Annotated in this window: 19 protein-coding genes and 2 pseudogenes; 9 read left to right on the plus strand and 12 right to left on the minus strand. The window is 56.5% G+C overall.

Annotated features, from left to right (window positions below; genetic code table 11):
- The first annotated feature begins 11 nt into the window (after positions 1 to 11).
- On the plus strand, positions 12 to 1,298 hold the full coding sequence (locus A1WC_RS04910) for an ABC transporter substrate-binding protein (protein WP_008806348.1): 1,287 nt from the start codon (positions 12 to 14) through the stop codon (positions 1,296 to 1,298).
- 59 nt (positions 1,299 to 1,357) lie between these two features.
- Here the strand turns inward: A1WC_RS04910 and A1WC_RS04905 are convergent, their stop codons facing one another.
- The 4 genes from A1WC_RS04905 to A1WC_RS28060 form a co-directional block, all read right to left on the minus strand.
- Complete coding sequence (locus tag A1WC_RS04905; protein ID WP_012540642.1) at positions 1,358 to 2,701, minus strand: carbohydrate porin; 1,344 nt, start codon at positions 2,699 to 2,701, stop codon at positions 1,358 to 1,360.
- A 121-nt stretch (positions 2,702 to 2,822) separates the two neighbouring features.
- Entirely contained in the window at positions 2,823 to 4,256 is a 1,434-nt protein-coding gene (locus A1WC_RS04900) for a glycoside hydrolase family 32 protein (RefSeq protein ID WP_032691456.1), read from the minus strand.
- A gap of 19 nt (positions 4,257 to 4,275) precedes the next feature.
- Positions 4,276 to 5,517 carry an MFS transporter gene (locus A1WC_RS04895; RefSeq protein ID WP_012540640.1) on the minus strand — a complete coding sequence of 414 codons (1,242 nt, stop codon included), beginning with the start codon at positions 5,515 to 5,517 and terminating at the stop codon, positions 4,276 to 4,278.
- 12 nt (positions 5,518 to 5,529) lie between these two features.
- Complete coding sequence (locus A1WC_RS28060; protein WP_046621754.1) at positions 5,530 to 5,664, minus strand: hypothetical protein; 135 nt, start codon at positions 5,662 to 5,664, stop codon at positions 5,530 to 5,532.
- A gap of 94 nt (positions 5,665 to 5,758) precedes the next feature.
- Here A1WC_RS28060 and A1WC_RS04890 point away from each other — a divergent pair, with 94 nt between their 5' ends.
- Complete coding sequence (locus tag A1WC_RS04890; protein WP_016161777.1) at positions 5,759 to 6,754, plus strand: LacI family DNA-binding transcriptional regulator; 996 nt, start codon at positions 5,759 to 5,761, stop codon at positions 6,752 to 6,754.
- Here the strand turns inward: A1WC_RS04890 and A1WC_RS04885 are convergent.
- Both A1WC_RS04885 and kduD read right to left on the minus strand, forming a co-directional pair.
- Complete coding sequence (locus tag A1WC_RS04885) at positions 6,751 to 8,172, minus strand: sugar porter family MFS transporter (RefSeq protein ID WP_008806353.1); 1,422 nt, start codon at positions 8,170 to 8,172, stop codon at positions 6,751 to 6,753. The genes A1WC_RS04890 and A1WC_RS04885 overlap by 4 nt on opposite strands.
- A 297-nt stretch (positions 8,173 to 8,469) precedes the next feature.
- A complete protein-coding gene (kduD, locus tag A1WC_RS04880) occupies positions 8,470 to 9,231 on the minus strand; it encodes a 2-dehydro-3-deoxy-D-gluconate 5-dehydrogenase KduD (protein WP_012540639.1) in 762 nt (253 codons plus the stop codon).
- A 486-nt stretch (positions 9,232 to 9,717) separates the two neighbouring features.
- On the opposite strand from kduD, the pseudogene A1WC_RS0125350 reads away from it, so the two are divergent.
- A pseudogene (locus A1WC_RS0125350) lies at positions 9,718 to 10,893 on the plus strand (oligogalacturonate lyase family protein).
- A 133-nt stretch (positions 10,894 to 11,026) separates the two neighbouring features.
- On the opposite strand, the gene ompK26 reads toward A1WC_RS0125350, so the two are convergent.
- The 3 genes from ompK26 to A1WC_RS04865 all read right to left on the minus strand — a co-directional run bounded on the left by ompK26 (position 11,027) and on the right by A1WC_RS04865 (position 14,138).
- Entirely contained in the window at positions 11,027 to 11,722 is a 696-nt protein-coding gene (ompK26, locus tag A1WC_RS04875; protein WP_012967271.1) for a KdgM family porin OmpK26, read from the minus strand.
- 249 nt (positions 11,723 to 11,971) lie between these two features.
- A complete protein-coding gene (locus A1WC_RS04870) occupies positions 11,972 to 13,150 on the minus strand; it encodes an acetyl-CoA C-acetyltransferase (RefSeq protein ID WP_008806357.1) in 1,179 nt (392 codons plus the stop codon).
- Positions 13,151 to 13,268: 118 nt separating this feature from the next.
- On the minus strand, positions 13,269 to 14,138 hold the full coding sequence (locus A1WC_RS04865; protein WP_008806358.1) for a LysR family transcriptional regulator: 870 nt from the start codon (positions 14,136 to 14,138) through the stop codon (positions 13,269 to 13,271).
- A 102-nt stretch (positions 14,139 to 14,240) separates the two neighbouring features.
- Between A1WC_RS04865 and A1WC_RS04860 the strand changes: the two genes are divergently transcribed.
- From A1WC_RS04860 to A1WC_RS04835, 6 genes and pseudogenes are all read left to right on the plus strand, one after another.
- Positions 14,241 to 14,702 carry a multidrug/biocide efflux PACE transporter gene (locus tag A1WC_RS04860; protein WP_008806359.1) on the plus strand — a complete coding sequence of 154 codons (462 nt, stop codon included), beginning with the start codon at positions 14,241 to 14,243 and terminating at the stop codon, positions 14,700 to 14,702.
- Positions 14,703 to 14,826: 124 nt separating this feature from the next.
- Positions 14,827 to 16,056: an amino acid permease gene (locus A1WC_RS04855; protein WP_008806360.1), complete on the plus strand. Its 1,230-nt coding sequence runs from the start codon at positions 14,827 to 14,829 to the stop codon at positions 16,054 to 16,056.
- 119 nt (positions 16,057 to 16,175) lie between these two features.
- On the plus strand, positions 16,176 to 17,054 hold the full coding sequence (locus tag A1WC_RS04850; RefSeq protein WP_016161780.1) for an aldo/keto reductase family oxidoreductase: 879 nt from the start codon (positions 16,176 to 16,178) through the stop codon (positions 17,052 to 17,054).
- Between the two features lie 382 nt (positions 17,055 to 17,436).
- Positions 17,437 to 18,141 carry a transcriptional activator MrkH gene (gene mrkH, locus A1WC_RS04845; RefSeq protein WP_008806362.1) on the plus strand — a complete coding sequence of 235 codons (705 nt, stop codon included), beginning with the start codon at positions 17,437 to 17,439 and terminating at the stop codon, positions 18,139 to 18,141.
- Positions 18,142 to 18,158: 17 nt separating this feature from the next.
- Positions 18,159 to 18,741, plus strand: a pseudogene (locus A1WC_RS04840) (LuxR C-terminal-related transcriptional regulator).
- 143 nt (positions 18,742 to 18,884) lie between these two features.
- Entirely contained in the window at positions 18,885 to 19,601 is a 717-nt protein-coding gene (locus A1WC_RS04835; RefSeq protein ID WP_016161782.1) for an EAL domain-containing protein, read from the plus strand.
- Between the two features lie 35 nt (positions 19,602 to 19,636).
- Here the strand turns inward: A1WC_RS04835 and mrkF are convergent, their stop codons facing one another.
- From mrkF to mrkC, 3 genes are read right to left on the minus strand one after another with little or no spacing between them, the layout of a single operon-like run.
- Positions 19,637 to 20,272 carry a type 3 fimbria minor subunit MrkF gene (gene mrkF / locus A1WC_RS04830; RefSeq protein WP_008806365.1) on the minus strand — a complete coding sequence of 212 codons (636 nt, stop codon included), beginning with the start codon at positions 20,270 to 20,272 and terminating at the stop codon, positions 19,637 to 19,639.
- 13 nt (positions 20,273 to 20,285) lie between these two features.
- The gene (gene mrkD, locus A1WC_RS04825) at positions 20,286 to 21,281 is read right to left on the minus strand and encodes a type 3 fimbria adhesin subunit MrkD (protein ID WP_012540632.1); all 996 of its coding nucleotides are present in this window, start codon (positions 21,279 to 21,281) and stop codon (positions 20,286 to 20,288) included.
- Positions 21,272 to 23,758 (minus strand): type 3 fimbria usher protein MrkC, encoded by a 2,487-nt coding sequence (gene mrkC / locus A1WC_RS04820; RefSeq protein ID WP_016161783.1) that lies wholly within the window; start codon positions 23,756 to 23,758, stop codon positions 21,272 to 21,274. Before mrkC ends, mrkD begins: the two co-directional genes overlap by 10 nt.
- Position 23,759 lies beyond the last annotated feature (1 nt).

The following is a 23,759-nucleotide window of genomic DNA, read 5'->3' on the forward strand; positions in this document are numbered from 1 at the left end:
GGAGTATTAAAATGAAAAACGTGCTTTTAAGCGCCGTCATCTCCGCCACTCTGGGCCTTACTGCATTACCTTCAATGGCGAAGGATGTCGACCTGCGTATGTCCTGGTGGGGGGGCAACGGCCGCCATCAGGTCACCCTCAAGGCGCTGGAGGAATTCCACAAACAACATCCCGACATTAACGTCAAAGCAGAATACACCGGCTGGGACGGCCATCTTTCGCGCCTGACCACCCAGATTGCCGGCGGCACTGAGCCTGACGTGATGCAGACCAACTGGAACTGGTTGCCGATCTTTTCGAAAAATGGCGAGGGCTTTTACGATCTCAATACCCTGAAAGACGAGATCGACCTCAGCCAGTTCGATGCCAAAGAGCTGCAGTCCACCACGGTCAACGGCAAGCTTAACGGTATTCCCATTTCCGTCACCGCCCGCGTCTTCTACTTTAACGACGAAGCGTGGAAAAAGGCGGGCATCGCCTTCCCGAAAACCTGGGATGAACTCATGGCGGCGGGCAAAACCTTCGAAAGCAAGCTTGGGAAACAGTACTACCCGGTCGTGCTCGAACACCAGGACGTGCTGGCGCTGCTCAACTCTTATATGGTGCAAAAATACAATCAGCCGGCCATCGATGAGAAGGGGCGCAAATTCTCCTACAGCAAAGCGCAGTGGGCAGATTTCTTCGGTATGTATAAGAAGCTTATCGACAACCATGTGATGCCGGACACCCGCTACTATGCCTCATTTGGCAAGAGCAACATGTACGAGATGAAGCCGTGGATCCAGGGTGAATGGGGCGGCACCTACATGTGGAACTCCACCATCAACAAATATTCCGATAACCTGAAGCCGCCGGCGAAGCTGGTGCTGGGGGAATACCCGATGCTGCCGGGCGCCACCGACGCCGGACTGTTCTTCAAGCCTGCGCAAATGTTGTCGATTGGCAAATCGACGAAAAACCCGCAGGCGGCGGCGAAAGTGATTAACTTCCTGCTGAACAGTAAAGAAGGGGTGGATATTCTCGGACTGGAGCGCGGGGTGCCGCTGAGTAAAGCGGCGGTCAACTACCTGACCGAGGACGGGATCATCAAAGCCGACGATCCGGCGGTGTCTGGCCTGAAACTGGCACAATCCCTGCCCACGACCCTGCCGGTCTCCCCGTACTTCGACGACCCGCAGATTGTCGCCCAGTTCGGCACTACCCTGCAGTACATCGACTACGGTAAAAAGTCGGTGGAAGAAGCGGCCGAGGACTTCCAGCGCCAGACCGACCGCATTCTGCGCCGCGCGATGCGCTAACCTGCCCGTCTGAACTCTCCCGCGGCGTCCGCCACGGGAGAGTCTGCCTGAGTATCCTGTCAGAAAAAATATTTAAAACGCACCCGAGCGCCGTAGCGTTCATCGGGATTCCCGCTCTTCGCTGCCGTGGAATCGAGCCACGAAGCATAGGCGCCAAGGTAAATATTGAAGTTCGGCATTGCCATAATATTCGGCAACTGCCAGGAGGTGTGCAGAGTATGGATGTCATAGCGCCCCGGCGCGAGAATTGCGCAGTCGCCATCACATTCGCTGGTCACCCCGGCCATATTGAACTGGTCGATTTTGTTATGCGCGTAGATATAGCCCAGCTCCACGCGATGCCACAGGGCGTTAATTCCGGCGCTGAAGTCGGTTTCGTCCGCCGCGTCCAGCAGGGCGGTACTCAGATTGACCACCGCCCCATCCTGCGGGTCGCTTTTCAGGGTGTTCCAGCTCATGGTCAGCCCGTAGCCGGTGCGATTTGACTGGTCGACCCAGCGTCCGCTCTGGTTCTGATAGCCGTAAGCATTGTTGACGAGATTGCTCTCTATCGCCGCGGCCGCCGACCAGGCGCCGGACTGCCACACCGCCACCGGCCGCACGTACACCACATTTTTGCGGTTTTCCAGCGCGTTACCGTGATAGTTCTGATCGACAAACAGCGAACTGCCGTCCTCCACCAGGGTGTTAACCTCGAAATACCAGTTATCCACCGTTTTGCTGAACAGAAGGTTGCCGCCGCTGCTGCTGCGCCCGCGCCCCTCTTTCATCATGTAAATATAGCCATAGCCGTCGGAATAGAGATCGTTGGCGGTATTGCCTGAATATTCAATAAAGGTGTCCTGATTCAGGGGGAACATATCCCAGGCTTCAAAGCGGCCTATTTTTATTTTCCAGTCATCCTGCTGACCAAAGAAAAATACCGCATCGTCGAGATTCATTTTGCCATCCATATCCGCCAGCGGCTGCACGCTGAATCCGGCATATTTCCCGTCAGCGCCATTACGCCTGCCGTCAATCCCCAGCAGAATACGACCATTAATATCCCAGCGTTCTTTATCGCCCGGCGCCCAGCTTTTATTCGCGCTGGTTTTGACCGACGTCAGACTGCCGGTGCGGCTGGCGCCATCGAGGTTAAATTCGACGTCGCCATAAAATTTTAATTCGCCATTGTCGTTTAGCTGCAGGCGCGGCGTAGCCGGCGCCGCGCGGGCGACCGTCGTGGCCTGCTGCTGGCCTTTTAGCGTCTTAATTTCCGCCTCTGCGCTGGCGGCGCGCGCCTCCGTTGCCTTTAGCCGCTGCTCCATTTGCGCCAGTCGGTCCTCCAGCGATAACGGCGCCTGCGCCATAACGGATGGCAGATACAGAGACGTGAGAAAACACCCGACCCAGATTTTATTCATCGGTAAACCCTTTTATTATGGAATGAACTGAATTTGTTATTAATGGGTAACGCACGACGATGCAGGCAATAATAACCCGCCCATCGTCAAAGACGGGTTATTAACGACAACAGCCTTATTATTATTCGAGCTGCCAGGCGCCGGCTTCAGTTAATGCAGCTGAACCGCTCCAGGCAAATAACGCTAATTCACGGCAAGGGACCTGCGGATAGATACGGCTGCTCAGGCAGGCTTCGCCATCATTGACGAAAACCTCGACCGAAGAGCTATCGAAAAATATCCGCAGGTTGAGATCCGCCCCGGCGATCAACGGCACGCTGCGCGTCCCGCACAGGCCAAACTGCGGATAATGCCGCTCCAGCACCAGACGCTGCTGTTGGGCATCCACGTAGATGCGCAGGCCCTCGCCAAAGCGCAGACCATACTGCTCAGCGCTGCTGCGGGCGCAGTCCCAGCGCAGGTGCACCTCCATCGCCTCGCAGTTGTCGACCATCGTCGTCTGCTGGTTGTTCAGGGTGCTGACCGGCCACGGGAACCAAGCGCCGCGCAGGCTCTCCACTTCTTTCGCCGGGCGCATCTGCAGGCGGTTATCCGCGCTCAGGCTCAGCTCGCGCGGCAGGGAGAGCATGCCCGCCCAGCCGTCCTGCTGCTCCGGCAGCGGCGATTCCCACATATCCAGCCAGCCAATCACGATCCGCCGGCCATCGGGGGTGGCGAAGCTTTGCGGGGCATAGAAATCGTGGCCGTGGTCCATCTCCCTGAATTCGCCGTGGCGAATAAAACGCTGCCCCGGTTGCCACTCGCCGATCAGATAGCCGCTCTGGAACAGATTGCGGTTGCTGAACCCTTCGGCCTGCATCCCCTGTGGGGAAAACATCAGGACGCGCTTACCGTTGAGAGTGAAGAAGTCCGGGCACTCCCACATGTAGCCCATGGTGCTTTCCGCTTCATCCAGCACGCCCGCATCCTGCCACTGGCGCAGATCGGTTGAACGGTACAGCCGCACCTGGCCGGTATCGCCTTCGCGCGCGCCGACGATCATGTACCAGCTATCCCCTTCCCGCCAGACCTTCGGGTCGCGGAAGTGGTGCATGCCTGGAGGGGTGTCGACCACCATCCCCTGGCGCTCAAAGTGGATCCCGTCGCGGCTGGTGGCCAGACACTGCACCTGATACAGATTGGCTTCGTCGCCAGGATCGCCGTGGAACTTATGCCCGGTGTAAATCAGCGCCAGGGTATCGCCATCGACCACCGCCGAACCGGAGAAGCAGCCGTCTTTATCTTCCGGCCCCTCCGGCGCCAGCGCCACCGGCAGGTGCTCCCAGTGCACCAGATCCTTACTGCGCGCGTGCCCCCAGTGCATCGGCCCCCACTGGGTGGAATACGGGTGATGCTGATAAAAGGCATGGTACCAGCCGTCGAACCACACCAGACCGTTAGGGTCGTTGATCCACCCGGCGCGGGCCGCCAGGTGATAGTGTGGATACCAGCGCAGATTGAGCGCCTGGCGTTGTGTCTGCAGTACCTGTTCAGCCCGGGAGATTGTGTAAGTCATCATTTTCACTCTTTTTGATTCAGATAGCGGTAGGTTGCGACACCAGCGGATCGGCCGAGGATTTACCGGAGCGCAACAAGAAGATGGAGATAAAGGTGGTGCAGAACACCAGCAGGCCCATGATCAGATAGGACTGGGCGAAGCCATATTTTTCATAGCTGTAGCCCGCCAGCGGCGACAAGACGCTGGCAATGATCGAGCTGGTGCAGGCGAAACCCACCAGATAGAGGGTGGAGGAGAGGCGTTTATCAAAGTTGATGCTGTTGTACTTAAAGATAGCCACCAGCAGTATCGGCAGCTCCACCGCGTGCAGCAGTTTGGTAATGGAGATCAGCAGCGGCCCCTCCACCAGGCCAGAGGCCACCATGCGCATCGCCATCACCATGCCGGCGAAAATCAGACCGTTCTTGGCGCCGATACGGTTCACCAGCCACGGCGCGCAGAACATGCCGGCCGCCTCGAGGAACACCTGGAAGGAGTTGAGATAACCATACATCTCGTTGCCTTCCTGCAGGGTCGCGAACTGCGATGAGAAATAGACCGGGAACTGCTGGTCATAGACACCGTAGATGCAGGTGCCGATGACGAAAAAGACCAGCGCCCAGAACCGCGGCAGCGTCAGCAGGCGCAGCGCATCTTCCAGCGTCACCTTACCGCCCGATACCGCCTCCTGCATCGCATGCGGCGCCGAGGAGACCCGCAGCCGCGCCAGCAGGATAAAGAACACCAGCCCTGAGCAACTGGCGACGAGGAAGTTAAGCTGCGGATTGATATTAAACAGCAGGCCGGCGAAGAAGGTGGCCACCGCCCAGCCGAGCGAGCCCCACATCCGTGCCCTGCCGAATTCAAACTGGCTCTGACGCGCCACGCGCTCGGTGTAGGATTCCAGCACGCCAATGCCGCCGTTAAAGGTCAGGCCGATGTAGATCCCGCCGAAGATGCTGCCCAACAGGACGTTAATCTTCAGCAGGTGGCCGAACAGCAGATACGCCGGACCGGAGAGGATCAGCAGCGCGGTGATATACCAGAGCAGATGTTTGCGCAGCCCCAGTTTGTCCTGAATGAAGCCATAGCAAACTTGCGCAAACAGCGCGGAAACCGACAGTACGGCATAGATAATACCGGTATCGCCAGCCTTTAACCCAACCTCCTGGTGAAGCCAGATAGAGAGCAAGGAGCCGGATGACGACCAGGTCACGAAAAAGAAAAACAGTAAGGCACTGAGCAACGGGTAGCTGTGTGAGTGATGCGCTTTCATCATGACATTCTCGTGTTAGAGGAATGCAATTATGGTAACGTTAACAAAAAACAAAACGCAGGGGGATTCGCTGCGATACATGATGTTAATCACAAAAGTTAACGTTAACATAATGAAGATGCGATCGCGATCAAATATTAACCGCGGCAGCGTTCAGGACGGCGATAGCAGAAAATCGTTTCACTCTTTTACATCAGCGACTTAGTTGTATAGCCTGTACTCTGCAGCCACGGCGGAGGAAAAAATGGCGTCCCTGAAAGATGTAGCAAAACTGGCGAATGTATCTCTGATGACCGTCTCGCGGGCGCTGAACACCCCGGAGCGGCTCAAGCCGGAGACCCTGGCCCGCGTGCAGGCCGCCATCGCCGAGACCAACTACGTCCCCGACCTGTCGGCGAAGAAGATCCGCGGGGCGCGCGCCACCCCCAGCACCATCGGCGTGCTGGCGCTGGATACCGTCACCACGCCCTTTTCGGTGGAGATCACCCTCTCGATCGAAGAGACCGCCCGCGCCCACGGCTGGAACAGCTTTGTGGTCAACATGTTTTCGGACGATAGTCCGGAAGCGGTGGTCAACCTGCTCCTCTCCCACCGTCCGGACGGCATTATCTTTACCACCATGGGGCTGCGCCAGGTGCCGCTGCCGGACAAACTGCTGACTCTGCCCTGCGTGCTGGCCAACTGCGAAAGCCTCAGCCAGCCGGTGGCCAGCTATATCCCGGACGATGAACAGGGCCAGTACGACGCGGTGAAAGCCCTGCTTGCCGCTGGCTATCGTCATCCGCTGTGCCTGCACTTACCCGCCAGCCAGCTGGCGACGATCCGCCGCCGCCAGGGGCTGGAGCGCGCCTGCCGGGAGGCGGGTATCGAACCGGACCATCTGATCCATTCGTATATGGGCCAGGGCGATGAGCATTACCACGATATCCCGGCGGTGGTGCTGGCGCATATCCGCGAGGGTAAACCTGACTTTGACTCGGTGATCTGCGGCAACGATCGCATCGCGTTTATGGTCTATCAGACGCTGCTGGGTCAGGGGTTACGCATTCCCCAGGACGTGGCGGTGGTGGGATACGACAATATGGTGGGCATTGGCGATCTGTTTCTGCCGCCGCTTTCCACGGTGCAGCTGCCGCACTACGACATCGGGCGCCTGAGCGCCCTGCATATCATTCACGGCGACAACCATCGGGAGACGCGCAAAGTCGCCAGCCCGTGGTTGCCGCGCGCCTCACATTAACGGTTACCGATGTTGCGCAGCTTCTCGCCCGCCATCAGGTTGCGCTCAATGTGCTCGAGGGTGACATTCTTGGTTTCCGGGATCAGCCAGAAGGTGACGCCGATAAAGGCCACGTTGAGCACCGTGTAGAGCCAGAAGGTACCGGCGGCGCCAATCGCGTCAAGCAGCGTCAGGAAGGTGGCGCCGATGATCATGTTCGACACCCAGTTGGTGGTGGTCGAGCAGGTGATACCGAAGTCGCGGCATTTCAGCGGCTGGATCTCGGAGCAGAGGATCCACACCACCGGCGCCGCGCTCATCGCATACCCGGCAATACACATCATGGTCATGCCGACGGAAAGCCAGGAGAGACCGCTGGAGGCGGTGCCATTGTCGAACTGCATCAGGCAGTAGCCCAGCACCAGGGTGCCCAGCGCCATCACGCTAAAGCCGATTTTTAGCGCCGGCTTACGACCCGCTTTATCCACCGTGAACACCGCAATAAAGGTGGCAAACATAAAGGTCAGGCCCACCACCAGAGTGGCGATCATCTGCTGTTCGGTAGTGGTAAAGCCCGCCATTTTAAAGATACGCGGCGCGTAGTACATGATGATGTTCATGCCGGTGAACTGCTGCATCGCCTGCAGCAGCATGCCAAGGAACACCGCCCGGCGCACGTTACGATTGACCTTAAACAACGCCCAGCCGCCCTGCTTCAGCTTCAGGCTCTCACGGATCTCGTTAAGCTCGTCGCGCGCCTTTTCCGAGGTATCGCGCAGCATCCGCAGCACCTCTTCCGCTTCGATATGGCGTCCTTTCTCCGCCAGCCAGCGCGGGCTGTTCGGCAAAAAGACGACCAGAATAATCAGGATCACCGCCGGCAGCGCCAGCACGCCTAACATGGCGCGCCAGTTACCGCTGTAGCTAAAGGCGGTATCGGAAAGAAACGCCAGCACAATGCCGAGGGTCACCATCAGCTGGTACATACTGATCATTTTCCCGCGCACGTTCTCACTGGCCATCTCGGAGAGGTACAACGGCGCGGTATAGGAAGCGATCCCGACGGCCACCCCCAACACCACGCGAGCTATCAGCAGCACCTCCACGCTGGCGGCAAAAGCGGAGCCGATAGAGCCGGCAACAAAGAGCACAGCCCCCGCCATCAGGCTGTATTTACGGCCGAGGCGGAACGACAGCCAGCCGTTAAACAGCGCACCGATCGCCGCCCCCAACATCATACTGCTGACCACCCACTCCTGAAGCTGGCTGGATAAGGTGAAGTGGTCGGTAATAAAGGGCAGCGCCCCGGATATCACGCCGATATCCAGGCCAAAGAGCAACCCCGCTACCGCCGCAGCGATAGAAACAAACCAGTTCATCCGCCGGGTGTCACGTTGTGTCCGCGGCGTTAATGCAGAGTCGTTACTGATTGAAGTCATTTTTATTCCTGCCACACAGAGAAAGACATAGGACGAAAGTACGTGACTGGCGGAGGAGTTTGTCAGGCTGGATAAGCCAAAGATATGGACTATTTTGCTGGCAGGAGAGGTTTTGTGATGGACATTAAACTTTCTAAGGAACAAAAAATGCGTTTGTCATAGTGAATAACCCTGTCCATACAGGGCAGTAACATTAATCAGGCGATATAGAATATGGACGATTATCACTTATTGATATGGACAATAATTGCTCACTCGGCCGGTGCGATACTCACCGCCCCGGCCTCGGGGAGGGGGTTAGCGCGCCAGCCAGCCGCCGTCCACCGCCACCGTATAACCATTGATGTAATCGGAAGCTGGGGAGGCGAGGAATACCACCGGCCCCATCAGATCGGCCGGCAGGCCCCAGCGTCCGGCGGGAATGCGGTCGAGAATTTCGCTGCTACGCTGTTCGTCAGCGCGCAGCTGCTGGGTGTTATTGGTCGCCATATACCCCGGGGCGATGGCGTTGACGTTGATATTGTGTTTAGCCCATTCGTTCGCCAGCAGGCGGGTCACGCCCATCACCGCGCTTTTGGACGCCGTATACGATGGCACGCGGATCCCGCCCTGGAAAGACAGCATGGAGGCGATGTTAATGATCTTCCCGCCGCTGCCCTGGGCGATAAAGTGCTTCGCAGCCGCCTGGGACATAAAAAATACGCTCTTGATGTTCAGGTTCATGACGTCGTCCCAGTCCTTTTCGCTGAACGCCAGCGCGTCCTCGCGGCGGATCAGCCCGGCGTTATTGACCAGAATATCAATATGGCCGAACTCCGCCACCGCACGCTCCAGCAGCTGGGGGATACCGTCGATCTGGCGCAGGTCGGCGGTCAGGCTGAGAAAGCGGCGTCCCAGCGCCGTCACCCGTTCGATGGTTTCCACGGGCTCGACGATATTGATACCAACAATATCGCAACCTGCTTCCGCCAGCCCGAGGGCCATTCCCTGACCTAAACCGGTATCGCATCCGCTCACGACGGCTACTTTTCCCTGCAGGGAGAATGCATCAAGAATCATAATGTGTTCCTTAATCGTTCAGAGCCTGCTGCGTGCAGGCAAGGTTCTCTCGGCCCTGCCCACGCCGATGGCGGAGCTGAGCGTGGGGTGAACTCTCGGGCATAGCCCACCATAATGAAAATAAAACAGAGTTCCGTTTTTGCTGATGAGTGCCATCTTAGCCCTGCCCCCTGTCATTTTCAATAATATTTAAAACGATGTTTCATTTTTTATGATGGCGATTACAAAAAAAGAAAAAGCGAAGGCACCCGGCGGCACGCGCTGGGCGGGAGAGGTGTTAAAAGGACGATGATTCAACCGGTTGTCTGGAGAGGCGAACAAAGAGAGGCCAGCAGGCCGCTGAAAATGCGGGAATTACGCTGAACTGCGTGAGGCATCACAAATAATGAAACGACGTTTTGATAAATTAACACTCATCTTTTAAAACACATCACACAGCGACACGCCTCTGGTCCAGCGGCATCGCAGGAAAGAAAGGAGCACTACATGGCTAAAGGCATGCGGGTCAAACTGAATTATCAGGTCAGCCACGATCCGGATACCGGAGCGGAAGTTACCCGCTTAACCCCTCCGGAGGTCACCTGTCATCGCAACTACTTCTATCAGAAGTGTTTTTTTAACGATGGCAGCCATTTACTGTTCGCCGGCGAGTTTGACGGCCACTGGAACTACTATCTGCTGAATATCGCCAGCGCCGAGGCCATCCAGCTGACGGAAGGCGCCGGGGATAACACCTTCGGCGGCTTCCTCTCCCCGGACGATAAGTCGCTTTATTACGTGAAAAATGACCGCACCCTGCTGGAGGTGAATCTGACCACCCTCGTTGAGCGCGAAGTTTATCGCGTCAGCGATGACTGGGTCGGCTACGGCACCTGGGTGGCAAACAGCGATTGCAGCAAACTGGTGGGCATTGAGATTGCGAAAAGCGACTAGACGCCGCTCAACGACTGGCAGATTTTTCATGACTTCTTTCACAAAGGACCACACTGCCGCCTGCTGCGCGTCGATCTGCACAGCGGTGAGAGCCAGGTGATCCATGAGGAAAAAATCTGGCTGGGACACCCAATCTATCGTCCCTTCGACGACCACACCGTCGCCTTCTGCCATGAAGGGCCGCACGATCTGGTGGACGCCCGCATGTGGCTGGTCAATGAAGATGGCAGCCACGTCCGCAAAGTGAAAACGCATGCCCCGGGCGAAAGCTGCACCCATGAATTCTGGGTACCGGACGGTTCGGCGCTGATCTACGTCTCCTATCTGAAAGGTCAGCAGGGGCGGACGATCTATCGCTTTGATCCCGAAAGCGGTGTCAACGAGGCCCTGATGACCATGCCGGCCTGCTCGCATCTGATGAGCAATTTCGACGGCACGCTGCTGGTGGGCGATGGCTCAGGGACCCCGGTGGATGTCAAAGATACCGGCGGCTACTCCATTGATAACGATCCTTATCTGTATGTCTTTAACGTGGCGCAAAAACGCTACTTCCGCGTCGCGCGTCATGATACCTCGTGGGCGACGGTGGCCAACAGCCGTCAGGTGACTCACCCACACCCCTCGTTTACCCCGGACGACAGCGCCATTCTGTTCAGCTCCGATAAAGACGGTAAACCGGCCATCTATATCGCGAAATTACCCGAACATCCGCCAATGCTGAGCGCCTGATCCACACCACACGTCTTTCTGTCACTGGCCTTGCCCTCCTTCGCGGAGGGCTTTTTTGTCCCTTCTCTTTCCCCCATAAAAAACCCCGGCTGACGGCGCCGGGGAAAACAAACGATGAGGGCTGAATGGTCTGTCAGAACGAGTAGGCCACCCCAACGCGGAAGCGGGTCTGACGATCGCTGCGGTCGTTCACCCCGACGTTGCCAATTTCACCATACGGTGACCAGTTGTTATCCAGCTTATAAGCCACCTTCACGTTATATTCCTGCGAGTAGGGTTTGTTGTCGTTGCGGCTGACCCCTTCGGAACTGCGGGCATAGACATAGTTCAGCTCTGTACGCCAGTCACCAAGCGCAAACCCGGCCCACGCATCGCCGCGGTTAACTTTGTCATCATCTTTACCGGCGTTGTTCGGATAGCGGGTGTATTCATAGCGATAGCGAGCGGCGACATAGAAGCCGTTGTCGAAGCTGTATTGCACGTGGAGGTGCGGCTTGTAGATGGAGCGGCTGTCGTTGCTCTCAATGGTAAACCCGGGGGTGAGGAAAAAGTTCGACGTTGCTTTCCAGCGCCAGCTAATGGTGTCTTCATGACCATTACCCACCACATCTGAATAGGGCTGCGAACCGTTGTCGCCACCCGAACGCCATTTGGCCTCGACGGTAAAGCCTAGCCCGTTGGCAAAACGGTGGGAAACGGAGACGCGGTCGGCATTACTTTTATCGCTCTTACCGCCATCAATGAATTCATGACGTAAATCTATCGTTACCGCAGTCGCCGCAAAAGACATACCACAGAGGGCGGCCAGAACCAGAGATCGTTTTAACATAGGGTACCCCTTATAATAAATAAAATGTCATTTCGTTTTTATGAAACGTTATTTTATTTTTTAAGCACCTTAGTTTTAGTGACCAGGATCGTAGTTATTTGTTTCAAAAAATGTGGCACAACAAGACGTGACGGAGCTCAATAAATTCGCCAGGGGGGAAGTGAAATACGCGAGAAAAAGCAGGGTTCGGCAAAGCGCGGCGCATAAAAAAGGCCTCCCGCAGGAGGCCATGTAGATCGAGACAGAGCGTCAGGCGCGCTCTACCGCCAGCGCCACGCCCTGACCGCCGCCGATGCACAGCGTCGCCAGCCCTTTACGGGCATCACGCTTGATCATTTCATGCACCAGCGATACCAGGATCCGGCAGCCGGAGGCGCCGATGGGGTGGCCGAGAGCGATCGCGCCGCCGTTGACGTTGACCCGCCGTTCATCCCACTCCAGTACCCGGCCAACCGAGATCGCCTGAGCGGCAAAGGCCTCATTGGCTTCGATCAGATCAACGTCGTCCAGCCGCCAGCCGGCCCGCTCCAGACAGCGACGGGTGGCGTGCACCGGGGCAATACCCATCAGCGCCGGATCGACCCCGACGCTGGCGAAGGCGCGGATCCGGGCGAGGATCGGCAGCCCCAGTTCAAGGGCTTTGGCTTCACTCATCATCATCACCGCCGCCGCGCCGTCGTTGATGCTGGAGGCGTTGCCGGCGGTCACCGACCCGAGGCGGTCGAAGGTGGGCTGCAGGCTGGCCAACCCTTCCGCGCTGGCATCCACCCGCGGTTGTTCATCGGTATCCACGGTGCGCGCCGCGCCGTTATGCTCGGTAATAACCGGGACAATCTCGTCGCGAAAGCGGCCGGAATCAATCGCCTTGCGCGCCTTATGCTGTGAGCTGAGCGCCCAGGCGTCCTGCAACTCGCGGCTGATGCCGTATTCCCGGGCGAGGTTTTCCGCCGTAACACCCATATGATAATCGTTGAAGGCATCCCACAGTCCGTCATGCACCAGGCTGTCAATCAGCTGGCTGTTGCCCAACTGGGCGCCGGTGCGGCTGTCGGTGAGTACATGCGGAGCGCGGCTCATATTCTCCTGGCCGCCGGCGATCACCACATCCGCTTCCCCGCACTGAATCGCCTGGGTGGCGAGGTGCAAAGCCTTCAGGCCGGAGCCGCAGACGTCGTTTATGGTAATGGCCGATACAGTGTTAGGCAGCCCGCCGCGAATTGCGGACTGGCGCGCGGGGTTTTGCCCGGTACCGGCGGTCAGCACCTGGCCGAGGATCACCTCATCCACACTCTGCGGATCGATCCCTGTCTGCTCAACCAGCGCTTTCAACACCACGCTCCCCAGCTCGACGGCTGAATGGCGCGATAAGGCGCCCTGAAAGCAGCCAATCGGCGTTCGTAGCGCCCCGACGATCACGACATCCTTCATCCTCTACCCCTGCCCATGCTTTTGCGCAAAGAAACAGCGATATACTAGATAATTGTTATCAAAAAACTTTGTAATTGTTTAAAAAAAGTGAAGCTAATCACAAAGAAACCGCTTTTTATTAACGTTCACGCCGCTGCAGATGCTCACGCAGCCAGCTGCCGGCCGCCCCCGGCGGCGCTTTCTTATTCCACAGCAGATCGACCGAAATCGCCCGCGGCCAGCCGGGAATATCAAGCGCCACCAGCCCGCCCTGCGGCGCAAACTCCGCCACCAGCGCACAGGGCAGAATGCACCAGCCGAATCCCTGCACTGCCATGCTGAGCAGCAGCAGATAGTTTGGCGCCGACCAGACCTGACCTGCGGCAGGTTCGGTGGCGCTGGCCAGAAAGGTGCTCAACCGCAGCTCACGCCAGCTGCGCAGCTCATCCCAGACGACCTTGCCCTGCGCCGCCAGCGGATGGTCAGGCGCCACGTAAATGCCCATCGCCGTCTGCAGCGGCAGGCGGGTGCTGCCGATGTCGGTCGGGTAGCGATCTCTGGCCTCAATCAGCCCCACCTGGGCGCGGGCTTTTTGCAGGAGATCGATCACATCCTCGTCTTCGCCAATCAAACACTCAAACTCGGTATGGGGAAAGCGGCGGTCAAACTGCACCAGCAGATCTTCCAGCACGTCCGGGTGCAGGGTGTCCGAGAGCACGAAGGTCAGTCGCGGTTCCGTCTCACCGGCGAGCGACACCGCCAGCTCATCCAACCGCTCGCTGGCGGCGAGGATCGCTTTGACGTAGCTCAGCACCTGCTCCCCCTGCGGCGTCAGCGTCGGCTGCCGCGTTGCCCTGTCAAAGAGGGTCACGCCGAGATCGGCCTCCAGGTTGGCGATAGCGGTACTGATCGTCGACTGGCTTTTACGCAGGCGACGGGCGGCAGCGGAAAACGATCCGCAGTCAACCGCCTCCACAAAGGCGGTTAACGCTTCCGGGGAATAACGCATAATCTATCTACTTTATCGATGGTTTCTATCTTTTGTTTATCATGTTTTTCCATAAAATGCCGGGTAATTTCCTGTTCAGGCTAAAACTGGAGGTCGCTCGCCATGCAACAGATCCCTCATCAGCGCAAGACGCTTACGGAACGCGTTATCCACGCCATCACCTTCGAAGGACTGGCGACGCTGATCCTCGCCCCTACCGCCGCCTGGCTGATGCAGCGCTCGGTCGTGGAGATGGGCGGGCTGAGTATTCTGCTCGCCACCCTGGCGATGGTATGGAACATCATCTATAACGCGATGTTCGATCGCCTGTGGCCGGTCTCCCGCTTTCCCCGCCAGCTGAAAGTGCGTGCGCTGCACGCGCTGGGCTTTGAGACCGGATTCATCATCATTGGCGTCACCATGGTGGCGATCGTGCTGGGCGTATCGCTCTTGCAGGCGTTTATGCTGGAGATCGGCTTCATGCTCTTCTTCCTGCCCTACACCATGGCGTTTAACTGGGCATGGGACACCCTGCGCGAGCGCGTTATCCGCCGCCGCCGCCCACGCCAGCCGGCGCGCGGGTAGTGCCCCGGGCGGATCCTCCACGATCCGCCGCGACTTTATCACCAAAAACTATCGCAACAGACGAACCATAAATATGGTAAATTGCACTCCTTTTTTTTGGTTTACCGGTTGATAAAGTCGCATAATGTCTAAAATTTGGTCTAAAGAAGAAACTCTATGGAGTTTTGCCTTATATGGCACTGCAGTAGGCGCTGGGACGCTATTTCTACCGATCCAGCTGGGTTCGGCTGGCGCCATTGTCCTGTTCATCACCGCGCTGGTCGCCTGGCCGCTCACCTACTGGCCTCACAAAGCGCTGAGCCAGTTTATTCTCTCGGCCAATATCGCGCCGGGAACCGGGATCACCGGCGCAGTCAATCACTACTATGGTAAGAAAATCGGCAACCTGATCACCGGCCTCTATTTCCTCGCCTTCTTCGTCGTGGTGCTCATCTATGCCGTGGCCATCACCAACTCGCTTGCCGAGCAGGTGGCGCATCGTACGCCGGTGACCCCCACGCTGCGCGCGCTGCTGAGCCTGGGCGTTGTGCTGGTCCTCAACCTGATCTTTCTCATGGGGCGGCAGGTCACCATCAAGGTGATGGGCTTTCTGGTCTTCCCGCTTATCGCCTGCTTCCTGTTTCTCTCCCTCTATTTAATCCGCGACTGGCATCCTGAGCACCTCACCAGCCAGATGCAGTTCAGCACGCACACGCTCCATCAGATCTGGATCTCCATTCCCGTGATGGTTTTCGCTTTTAGCCATACGCCGATCATTTCTACTTTTGCTATCGACCAGCAGGAGAAACATGGCGACCTGGCCATGGGTAAATGCAAAAAAATCATGAAGGTGGCCTACACCATCATCTGCGCCAGCGTGCTGTTTTTCGTCTTCAGCTGTCTGCTGGCGATCCCGGCGACCTATATTGAAAGCGCCCGCGATCAGGGGGTGACCATCCTTTCCGCCCTGTCGATGGTGCCGGGCGCGCCCGGCTGGCTGGCGGTAACCGGCATCATCGTTGCCGTGGTCGCCATGTCGAAATCCTTCCTTGGCACCTACTTCGGGGTGATTGAAGGCGCCAGTGAAATCGTCAAGAGTTCGCTGGGGCTGGTCGGCGTGCGTAAGAGCCGCGCCTTCAACCGGGCGATGTCGATCCTGCTGGTCTCCGCCTTCACCTTTGCGGTGTGCTTTATCAACCCGAATGCCATTTCGATGATCTACGCCATCAGCGGGCCGCTTATCGCCATGATCCTGTTTATCATGCCCACGCTGTCCACCTGGCTTATTCCGGCGCTTAAACCGTACCGCTCGGTGGGTAACGCCATTACGCTGGTGGTCGGCCTGCTCTGCGTTTCAGTGATGTTCTTTGGCTAATCGCCTCTGGCGGCAGTGGCTTACCTGAGCCGCTGCCGCACATTCTGACAACATTCTCGCCCTTCCCTTTCCCCTGAGCGGATTACACTTACGGCTTAGCCACCGTAAGGAGAGTTCGTATGTCCAGTGTCACCTTATCCGGTCGCGGCACGCTCGGCGATCGCCAGGTTTATCGGTTGGGTTATGGCGCGATGCAGCTGGCCGGCCCCGGCGTCTTCGGCCCGCCGAAAGATCCCGAGGAGGCGGTGCGCGTCCTGCAGGCTGCCGTCGAGGCCGGGGTAAACCATATCGATACCTCTGATTTTTACGGTCCGCATGTGACCAATCAATTGATCCGCAAAGCGCTCCATCCCTATCCTGACGACCTGTGTATTGTCACCAAGGTTAGCGCCCGCCGCGACGAGAAGGGCAACTGGCTGCCGGCCATGTCGCCTGCCGAACTGACCCAGGCCGTCGAGGATAATTTGCGTAACCTGGGGCTCGACATGCTGGAGGTGGTGAACCTGCGCAGTATGCTCAGCCCTCACGGCCCGGTGGAAGGCTCGCTGGAGGCGCCGCTCACTACCCTGCTGGAGCTCAAAGCGCGGGGATTGATCCGCCATATCGGCCTCAGCAACGTGACGGCAAAACAGGTCGCGGATGCGCAGAAAATGACGCCCATCGTCTGCGTGCAAAACCTCTATAACATTGCCCATCGCGCCGACGACGCGCTGGTCGATGCGCTCGCCGCGCAGCACATCGCGTGGGTGCCCTTCTTCCCGTTGGGTGGTTTTACGCCACTCCAGGCGCAGGAGCTGAACGAGGTCGCGGCCTCGCTTGAGGCGACGCCGATGCAGGTCGCCCTGGCCTGGCTGCTTCAGCGTTCGCCGAATATTCTGCTGATCCCCGGCACGTCTTCCCGCACGCATCTGGCGGAAAATATTGCCGCCGCGCAGCTGGTCCTGCCGGCAGACGCCCTGCGCATCCTCGATAATATCGCCACCCGCGCACGCCCCTGACCCATGGGGAGAAATGGGGGGAACGACAGCTATCCTTAATATTTGCCTGGAAAAACCTCAACACTGCTGGCACTATAGATCTTACAAATGGGGTGTGATCGACGATCGTTTTCTCATTATCCCCGTTAATCAAACTACTGTTTTTATCCTTCGACCGGTCTCCAGCATGGAGGCCGTTGTCGTTTTTGTCATGACCAAAATTTGAAACTCTTGATTACAGGAAACACAATATCGAATTCCAAGTTTATACATATCAATCTGGCTGCAAAGATAGTCAATAACATCAAACGCTCATAAAAACATCTGATTAACCCAATCAGAATGTTGCTATTGCTATAAGAAAAATCAAACGCCTCACGGCAACTATTTACAAGGGAAGCACATGACAGAGGGAACGATAAAGACCAGTAAGTATGAAATTATTGCTATTTTCAGAGAGGAGTTGCGCAAACGTACTGAAATTGAAATATTTTTTAACAACACGAGTATCGTAACCCAACTGACACGTGTGGATTTTGCCGAGTTCCATATTCAGACTCACCGCAAAATCCCGCCGGGGCATAAAATTCGCTTTCTCCTGCATAGTGATTCAGGGAAAATAGAGTTTAATGCACCCCTGACAAAACATGACAATAGCGGTGTGGATAAAGGTATCCGCTACGCCTTTTCTTTGCCTGAATGTCTGCAGGTCGTACAGCGCCGCCGCGATCCCCGTTTTCGTTTACGCCACGAACATGATTTTTATTGCCGCGGTCGCCATAAAAATGGCGAAAACTATCTTTTCGACATCAAAGACATTTCAGATGGCGGTTGCGCATTGATGACCAGGACGCCGAACCTGAAATTTCTCAGCCATAACGCCTTACTGAAAAATGCTGTACTGATGCTCGCGGAATATGGTGAGATCACCATTGACCTGGTGGTAAAGAATGTCATTGTTATCACCCTTGATGACGCCAATGAAGAGAGTGAAAGCTACTATCAGATATCCTGCCAGTTTAAGTTCCGCCATCTCGATGACCAGCGCAGAATAGAGAAGATACTGCTGGACCTGATCTTAGAAGCCAAGCGCAAAAAGAGAATCTGATACCCTTGGACAGTATATTGCTGTACACCAATGATAATCTCATTGGTCACTCAATCTATCACTACCTTATACTACCTTATTGATAGCCATGAAAATATCATCCGTCTTGGTTATGGCGACGTTATCCATGGGAAACATCTACCACTGGCTCAGACGGTTATTTTCAATTTAATTAATAAGGATATTTCTGCCATCAGAATCGTCGACCTGCTGAACGCGCTTCGCCTTTCTCTGCAGCGCTGCCAACAGCCGGTACTGGTGGTGAAAAGCGACATTGTCGCCCTGTGCAGAGAGTTGATAACTATTGATAATGCCATGATTATTAGCGAAAAATCTCCATTATCTCTTTTTTCCTCTATCGTCAAGCGCGCAGAGGGCGCCAGCGAACTGCCACCGCGAAGGTTGCGCAAACAGCTGTCGCCACGGGAGTGCCAGATCCTCGAACTGCTGATTGCCAACAATAATAACAAGCGTATTGCCGCCCTGCTCGGCATTGCCCATAAAACGGTTCACAGCCATCGTATCCATATCATGCAAAAGCTGGGCATTGATAATTCCCGCGCCATGAACCAGCGTATTGCCGCACTCCATCAATGTTAAATTATGCTCCAGTAAATCAATAGCGGATAAAGCGTACTTATTCGCTGTTGATTTACATTTCCTGCCATTCCCATTAACCATCAGGTAGCCTATAATTAGTGTATCCTCTGCCTATTGTCTGACTAACCTCGTGATGAGGGATAATGAACACTAAAATAACCGAAGACAACATTTTATCTCGTAATGATATCGCTGTACGCTACGTCTTTCAGAAAATGTTTTCCCCACAAGGTACCTTAGTCGCGGTTGAATGCCTGAGCCGCTTCGATAATCTTACCGTCTCTCCTGAGTATTTTTTTCGTCATGCTACCGCGGCGGTTCGTGAGCGTATTTTTCTCGAGCAACTGGCATTGATTGAAAAACATAAAGAATGGTTTTTACACAACAACATTTCCGCCACGATTAACGTCGACGACCATATCCTGAATCTGCTGCGTCAGAAGGAAATAAAAGATAAAATTGCCGCACTCGCCTGCGTCCATTTCGAAGTGACCGAAAACGCTGAGAATCTTCTCAATAATTCCCTGGCCGCCTGGCAAAACCCGCAAGATACCTCGCTGTGGCTCGATGACTTCGGCTCAGGCTATGCGGGGATTAACGCCATCAGAGGGTATCATTTTGACTATGTCAAAATTGATAAAGATTTTTTCTGGCATCTGATGCGCAAAGAGTCCGGTCGCCAGTTAATGGATGCCCTGGTGACCTTTTTATCCCGCAATCATCACAACGTGATTATTGAGGGGGTGGAAAGCGAAGACCATAAAAAATGGTTGCAGGGAATGGAATGGTTTGCCATTCAGGGCCATTACTGGCAGGAAGTCAGTATTGAACAACTGGTTGCTGACGATATTACCCGATAAAAAAAGCCGGGGATTCTCCGGCTTTTTTGCATTGCTTAATTATAAACTAATTCCCACGTTGCCCAACTGGTAATCGGCCCACTGGTGGCGCTTTTTGGCGTTGGCGAAACGTAGCCCACGTAATAGGTGAACAGCCCACCGCTGACCGCGTTTTCCTGCAAATGCACCTGATTTTGCTGCGGGTCCGCCGGGACAATTTTATTACTTTTATCCAGCGTATTATTATCATTGGTCGACAGCGCCAGATAAATATTCTGCGCCCCATCTGGCAAGGTATTGGCCAGATAGCCCGCATTCTCATTCCCGACCGCCGTCAGTAAAAAACCGTCAATCCAGCGAACGCTGACCCGTCGCACTTCGTCCTGCGAGGCGGCCCCACCGTCATGGCGCAACTGACAGTTTGACAGCGCCAGGGTAAATGGCTGCGGCTTCATAAACGCCCCGGCCCCGCGATCGTGCACTTCCGCCAGGCTGACCGGCGCCAGCCAGACGTTGCCATTGCCGGCATGCTGACCGCCATTCAGCGCGACGCTGCAGGAAATATCCGTCACCCGCCCGGCAAATTCGACCCGTCCGCGGTCATAATTGGTCTCGAAACCCCACGCCGAGGGGGCGGCGAGGCTGCCGCAGAATATCAGCCACGCGATAGTGTGTTTCGGCAATCCCTTCATTCCCCCTCCCGTATTAATCGTACGTCAGGTTAAAGATCATATGCGACTCCACCTCGCCGGTGCTGGTCGTCGGGCCATACTGATAAAAGCGCGCGTGCAGCGGTATGGTGATGTAGCGGATCTCCTGATTATTCAAGCGGCCAACGGTGTATTTCTTATTAAACTGCAGCGGCGATCCATCCTTCAGTACCTGAATACCGACGCCTTTTGCCATACCGCTACCGGCCTTTTCATTGAGCAACGCGCCCATAGTCGCCGTCGTGCTGGTAGCCAACGTTCCGGAAAACGAGGTGCTGATGTTGGCATACCCGGTTTCGCTCAGACCGCCGCTGCACTGCAGATCGATATTAAAATCTTTCCCGCCCGCGGTAGTGCCCACCCCTTTCAGGTCACTGCGCCGGATGGAGCCCACATCGACATTCATATTCTTCCCGCTCATCACCGTACAGGAGGGCGAGACCACGGTGATGGCGTTGGCGCTCAGATAGGTTTCGAGGATCGGGTTGCCGCCGCTCTCCCAGTCATAGGAGGTGTATTTTCCCGTTGCCAGGGTGCCGCTGCCGGTGGTTGCCGCGGTTTTGATTATCTCCAGGGTAAAGCGCGATCCCTCCAGCGAATAGTTGGTGGTACCCGATACCCGAGACGAAAAGACGTCGGGATAGACGATATTGACCGTCGCGCCGCCGCGGCTGAAACGCATGCCGATACCCGGCACGTTGGTGGAATAGATTTTATTCCCGAGATCAGTGGCCCCTGGCGCAACAATCTTCGCCGCGAAGCGGTTGGTGCCGGAGGTACAGCGATAGCTCGCGCCGCCAGGGGCGCTCATCGTCCAGTCGCGGGTGAGGATCACCGACCCCACCGGCAGATCCGGAGGCACCACCACCCTGCCCACCACCATGTCCAGCATCACCGTTGGCGAAGAAAGGCGCGTACAGACGGCCCAGGACGAGGTGGTTCCCAGCGCCATTAAGACGATAAAAAGCGTTAGTAATTTCCTCAGCGACATACGCTATCCTTTGTTGTTTGCGGTCCCAGATCCACCGAACACTGCCCGCCGCTCCACTTCACAATCGCGCGTTTGGCATTCGCATCGCTGATAAACATCATGCTGCCCTGGCCGACAACGCCGATCTCCTTACCATCAGGAGAGAAAATACTCGCCGCAAACGGCAGCGGCTCATGGTTCGCCTGGCGCACCTGCAGCGTGAGGTTGTTCTGCACCGTGGTGCCGAACGCCACCTTAACCACGCTGCCTTCCCACGGCACAACCTGCGCCACGGTGCGATCGAAGGCGACATCGTCAAGGCTACCTTTCGGGTCGATCTCGACGGCGTTAATCCGGTACGGGCGCAGATACGGCAGGATGGCGTAACCATTGCTGTCCACACGGGTGCCCGGCGACCCCGGGAGCATGGCGCCGGCAGCATCTTTGGCTTCAATCAGCGCCATCGTCGAGCCGCTTTCCGGCGAGAGCACCACGCCGCCGCTATGGGCGATCATCGTCCCGCTGGCGCCCAGGCCGCTCTGACGATAGCCTTCGCCCTGGCTGTAGCTGCCGTTGAGCGTGGTCCATGGCGTACGGTAGCTGCCGTTGAGCGCCACGTCGTGCTGGCCTCCGGTGGTCGTGGTGGTCGACACGCCGTAGTTAAGGTTGTTTTCACTGTCCAGCGAACCGTTGATACCAATCTGCGAGCTGGCAAAGCGCGAGTTGTTGAACGAGGTGTTCGACGTCAGGTTGGCGGTGCGGTTATCGCCAAACCACAGCGGGTAGCTGAAGTTAAGTGAAATACGATCGTCGCGGCGATGACCGGAGCTGTCTGGCGTGTAAACGCGCTGCGCGCTCGCCGACCAGGAGAGACGACCAAATGAGTTGTTGTAGCTGACCTGATACTGCTTCTCGGTCCCGGAACGGTTCCAGTAATCGGAGATACGGCCACTCAGATAAAACCCGCCCCAGCCGTCCGGCAGGTTCTGGTTCACGGTGAAGGTCATGCCGTTTTTCTGCCGCCACAGGGTGTAGTTGCTGCGGCTGTTTTTTTCCTGATCGACGGCATACAGCGCGTCGTTGAGGTTGTAATAACCTTTCGTCGAGTAGCGATACGCCGCCAGCACGATGCTGGTCTGGGTATCGGTAAACATGCGGTTAAAGGTGGCGCGATAGCTCTGCCCCGAATCATCATGGGTATCACTCTTCAGCCGCGAATGGGTCACGTCAAAGGAGAGCGCGCCGATGCCGGTGTTCATCCCGGTCCCCACCAGGAAGGCCTGATAGTCGTCGAAACCCGTGACCCCGGTATAGCCGGTCAGCAGGTTGTTGATCCCGTGCTGCCAGGTGGCCTGATAGAGCATCGGCTTGTTGCGCAGAGAACTGTCGTCCACTTTACCGGCGGAGAGCGCGTAGCGGGTCATTCCCGGGCGCAACAGCTGGGCGACGGAAGCGTAAGGCACGCTAAACACTTCCACCGAGCCATCCGCCTCTTTCACCGAGACCTCAAGGTCGCTGCCATAGCCGGAAGGATAGACATCCTGCAGGGTAAACGGCCCGGGCGGAACGGTGGTCTGATAGATAATGTTGCTGCCCTGGCGCACGGTGACGAGGGCGTTGCTCTGCGCCACGCCGCGAATTTCCGGGGCATACGAGCGCATGCCATCCGGGAACATATTGTCATCGGTGGAAAGGTTGACCCCACGCAGACCGATGGTGTCGAAAAATTCACCATTGGTAAAAATCTGACCGCCGCTGACGATGGAGTTGAGCTGCGGAATGGGGCGCTGGAGATAGGTCTGGTTGCTGTTCCAGTGCGCTTTACCCTGCTGCTGTTGCCAGTTCAGGTTGCCGATGTGCTTCAGCAGCCAGCCGTCCCACGACAGGCCGGCGTTGACGCCAAGATAGGCGCTGCTGTTATCCGAGCCGCCGACCGAAGAGGTGTGGCTGTTCCAGGCGTTGGCCATCCAGCCCAGATTGAGCGCAGTAATGCCTTTGTCCCAGAACTCCGGGCTGACATAGTTTTTCAGACGTTGATCTTCATAGATCTGCGGCACCGAAATGTTCAACCGCAGGGAGGACTGGACCAGGTTGTCTTTGACGTTTTCTTCGTTACGCCAGGATTTGAGGCTACCACAGTACCCCTCCTGTTCGCTGAGCTTTGGGTTAAGCTTTTCCGCCGCGATGCCGTACTGCGTCAGCATCGCTTTGGTGTAGCAAACGCCAAGGTTACCGTCTTTGTCGCGCGCGATGCGCAGGTCGTAGCGCCCTTTCCACTCGTCGTTGGTGTAGACGTCAAGGGAGTAAGTGCCTTCAGTAATCGCGCTGGTCGAAAAGCGAGACAGATCGACCTTCTCGCGGCTACCGACAATAAAGCCGTCGTTAAATTGATATACCGTTCCCGGGTTTTCCTGTCCGCTGGAAAATGGCGGAAAGCAGCACAGCGCGATGGCTATCGCGGTGCTTAATCTTCCCGGGCAGAATGACCTCTGCTTCATT

The organism is Klebsiella sp. KTE92 (assembly GCF_000398905.1).
Classification (GTDB): Bacteria; Pseudomonadota; Gammaproteobacteria; order Enterobacterales; family Enterobacteriaceae; genus Klebsiella; species Klebsiella variicola.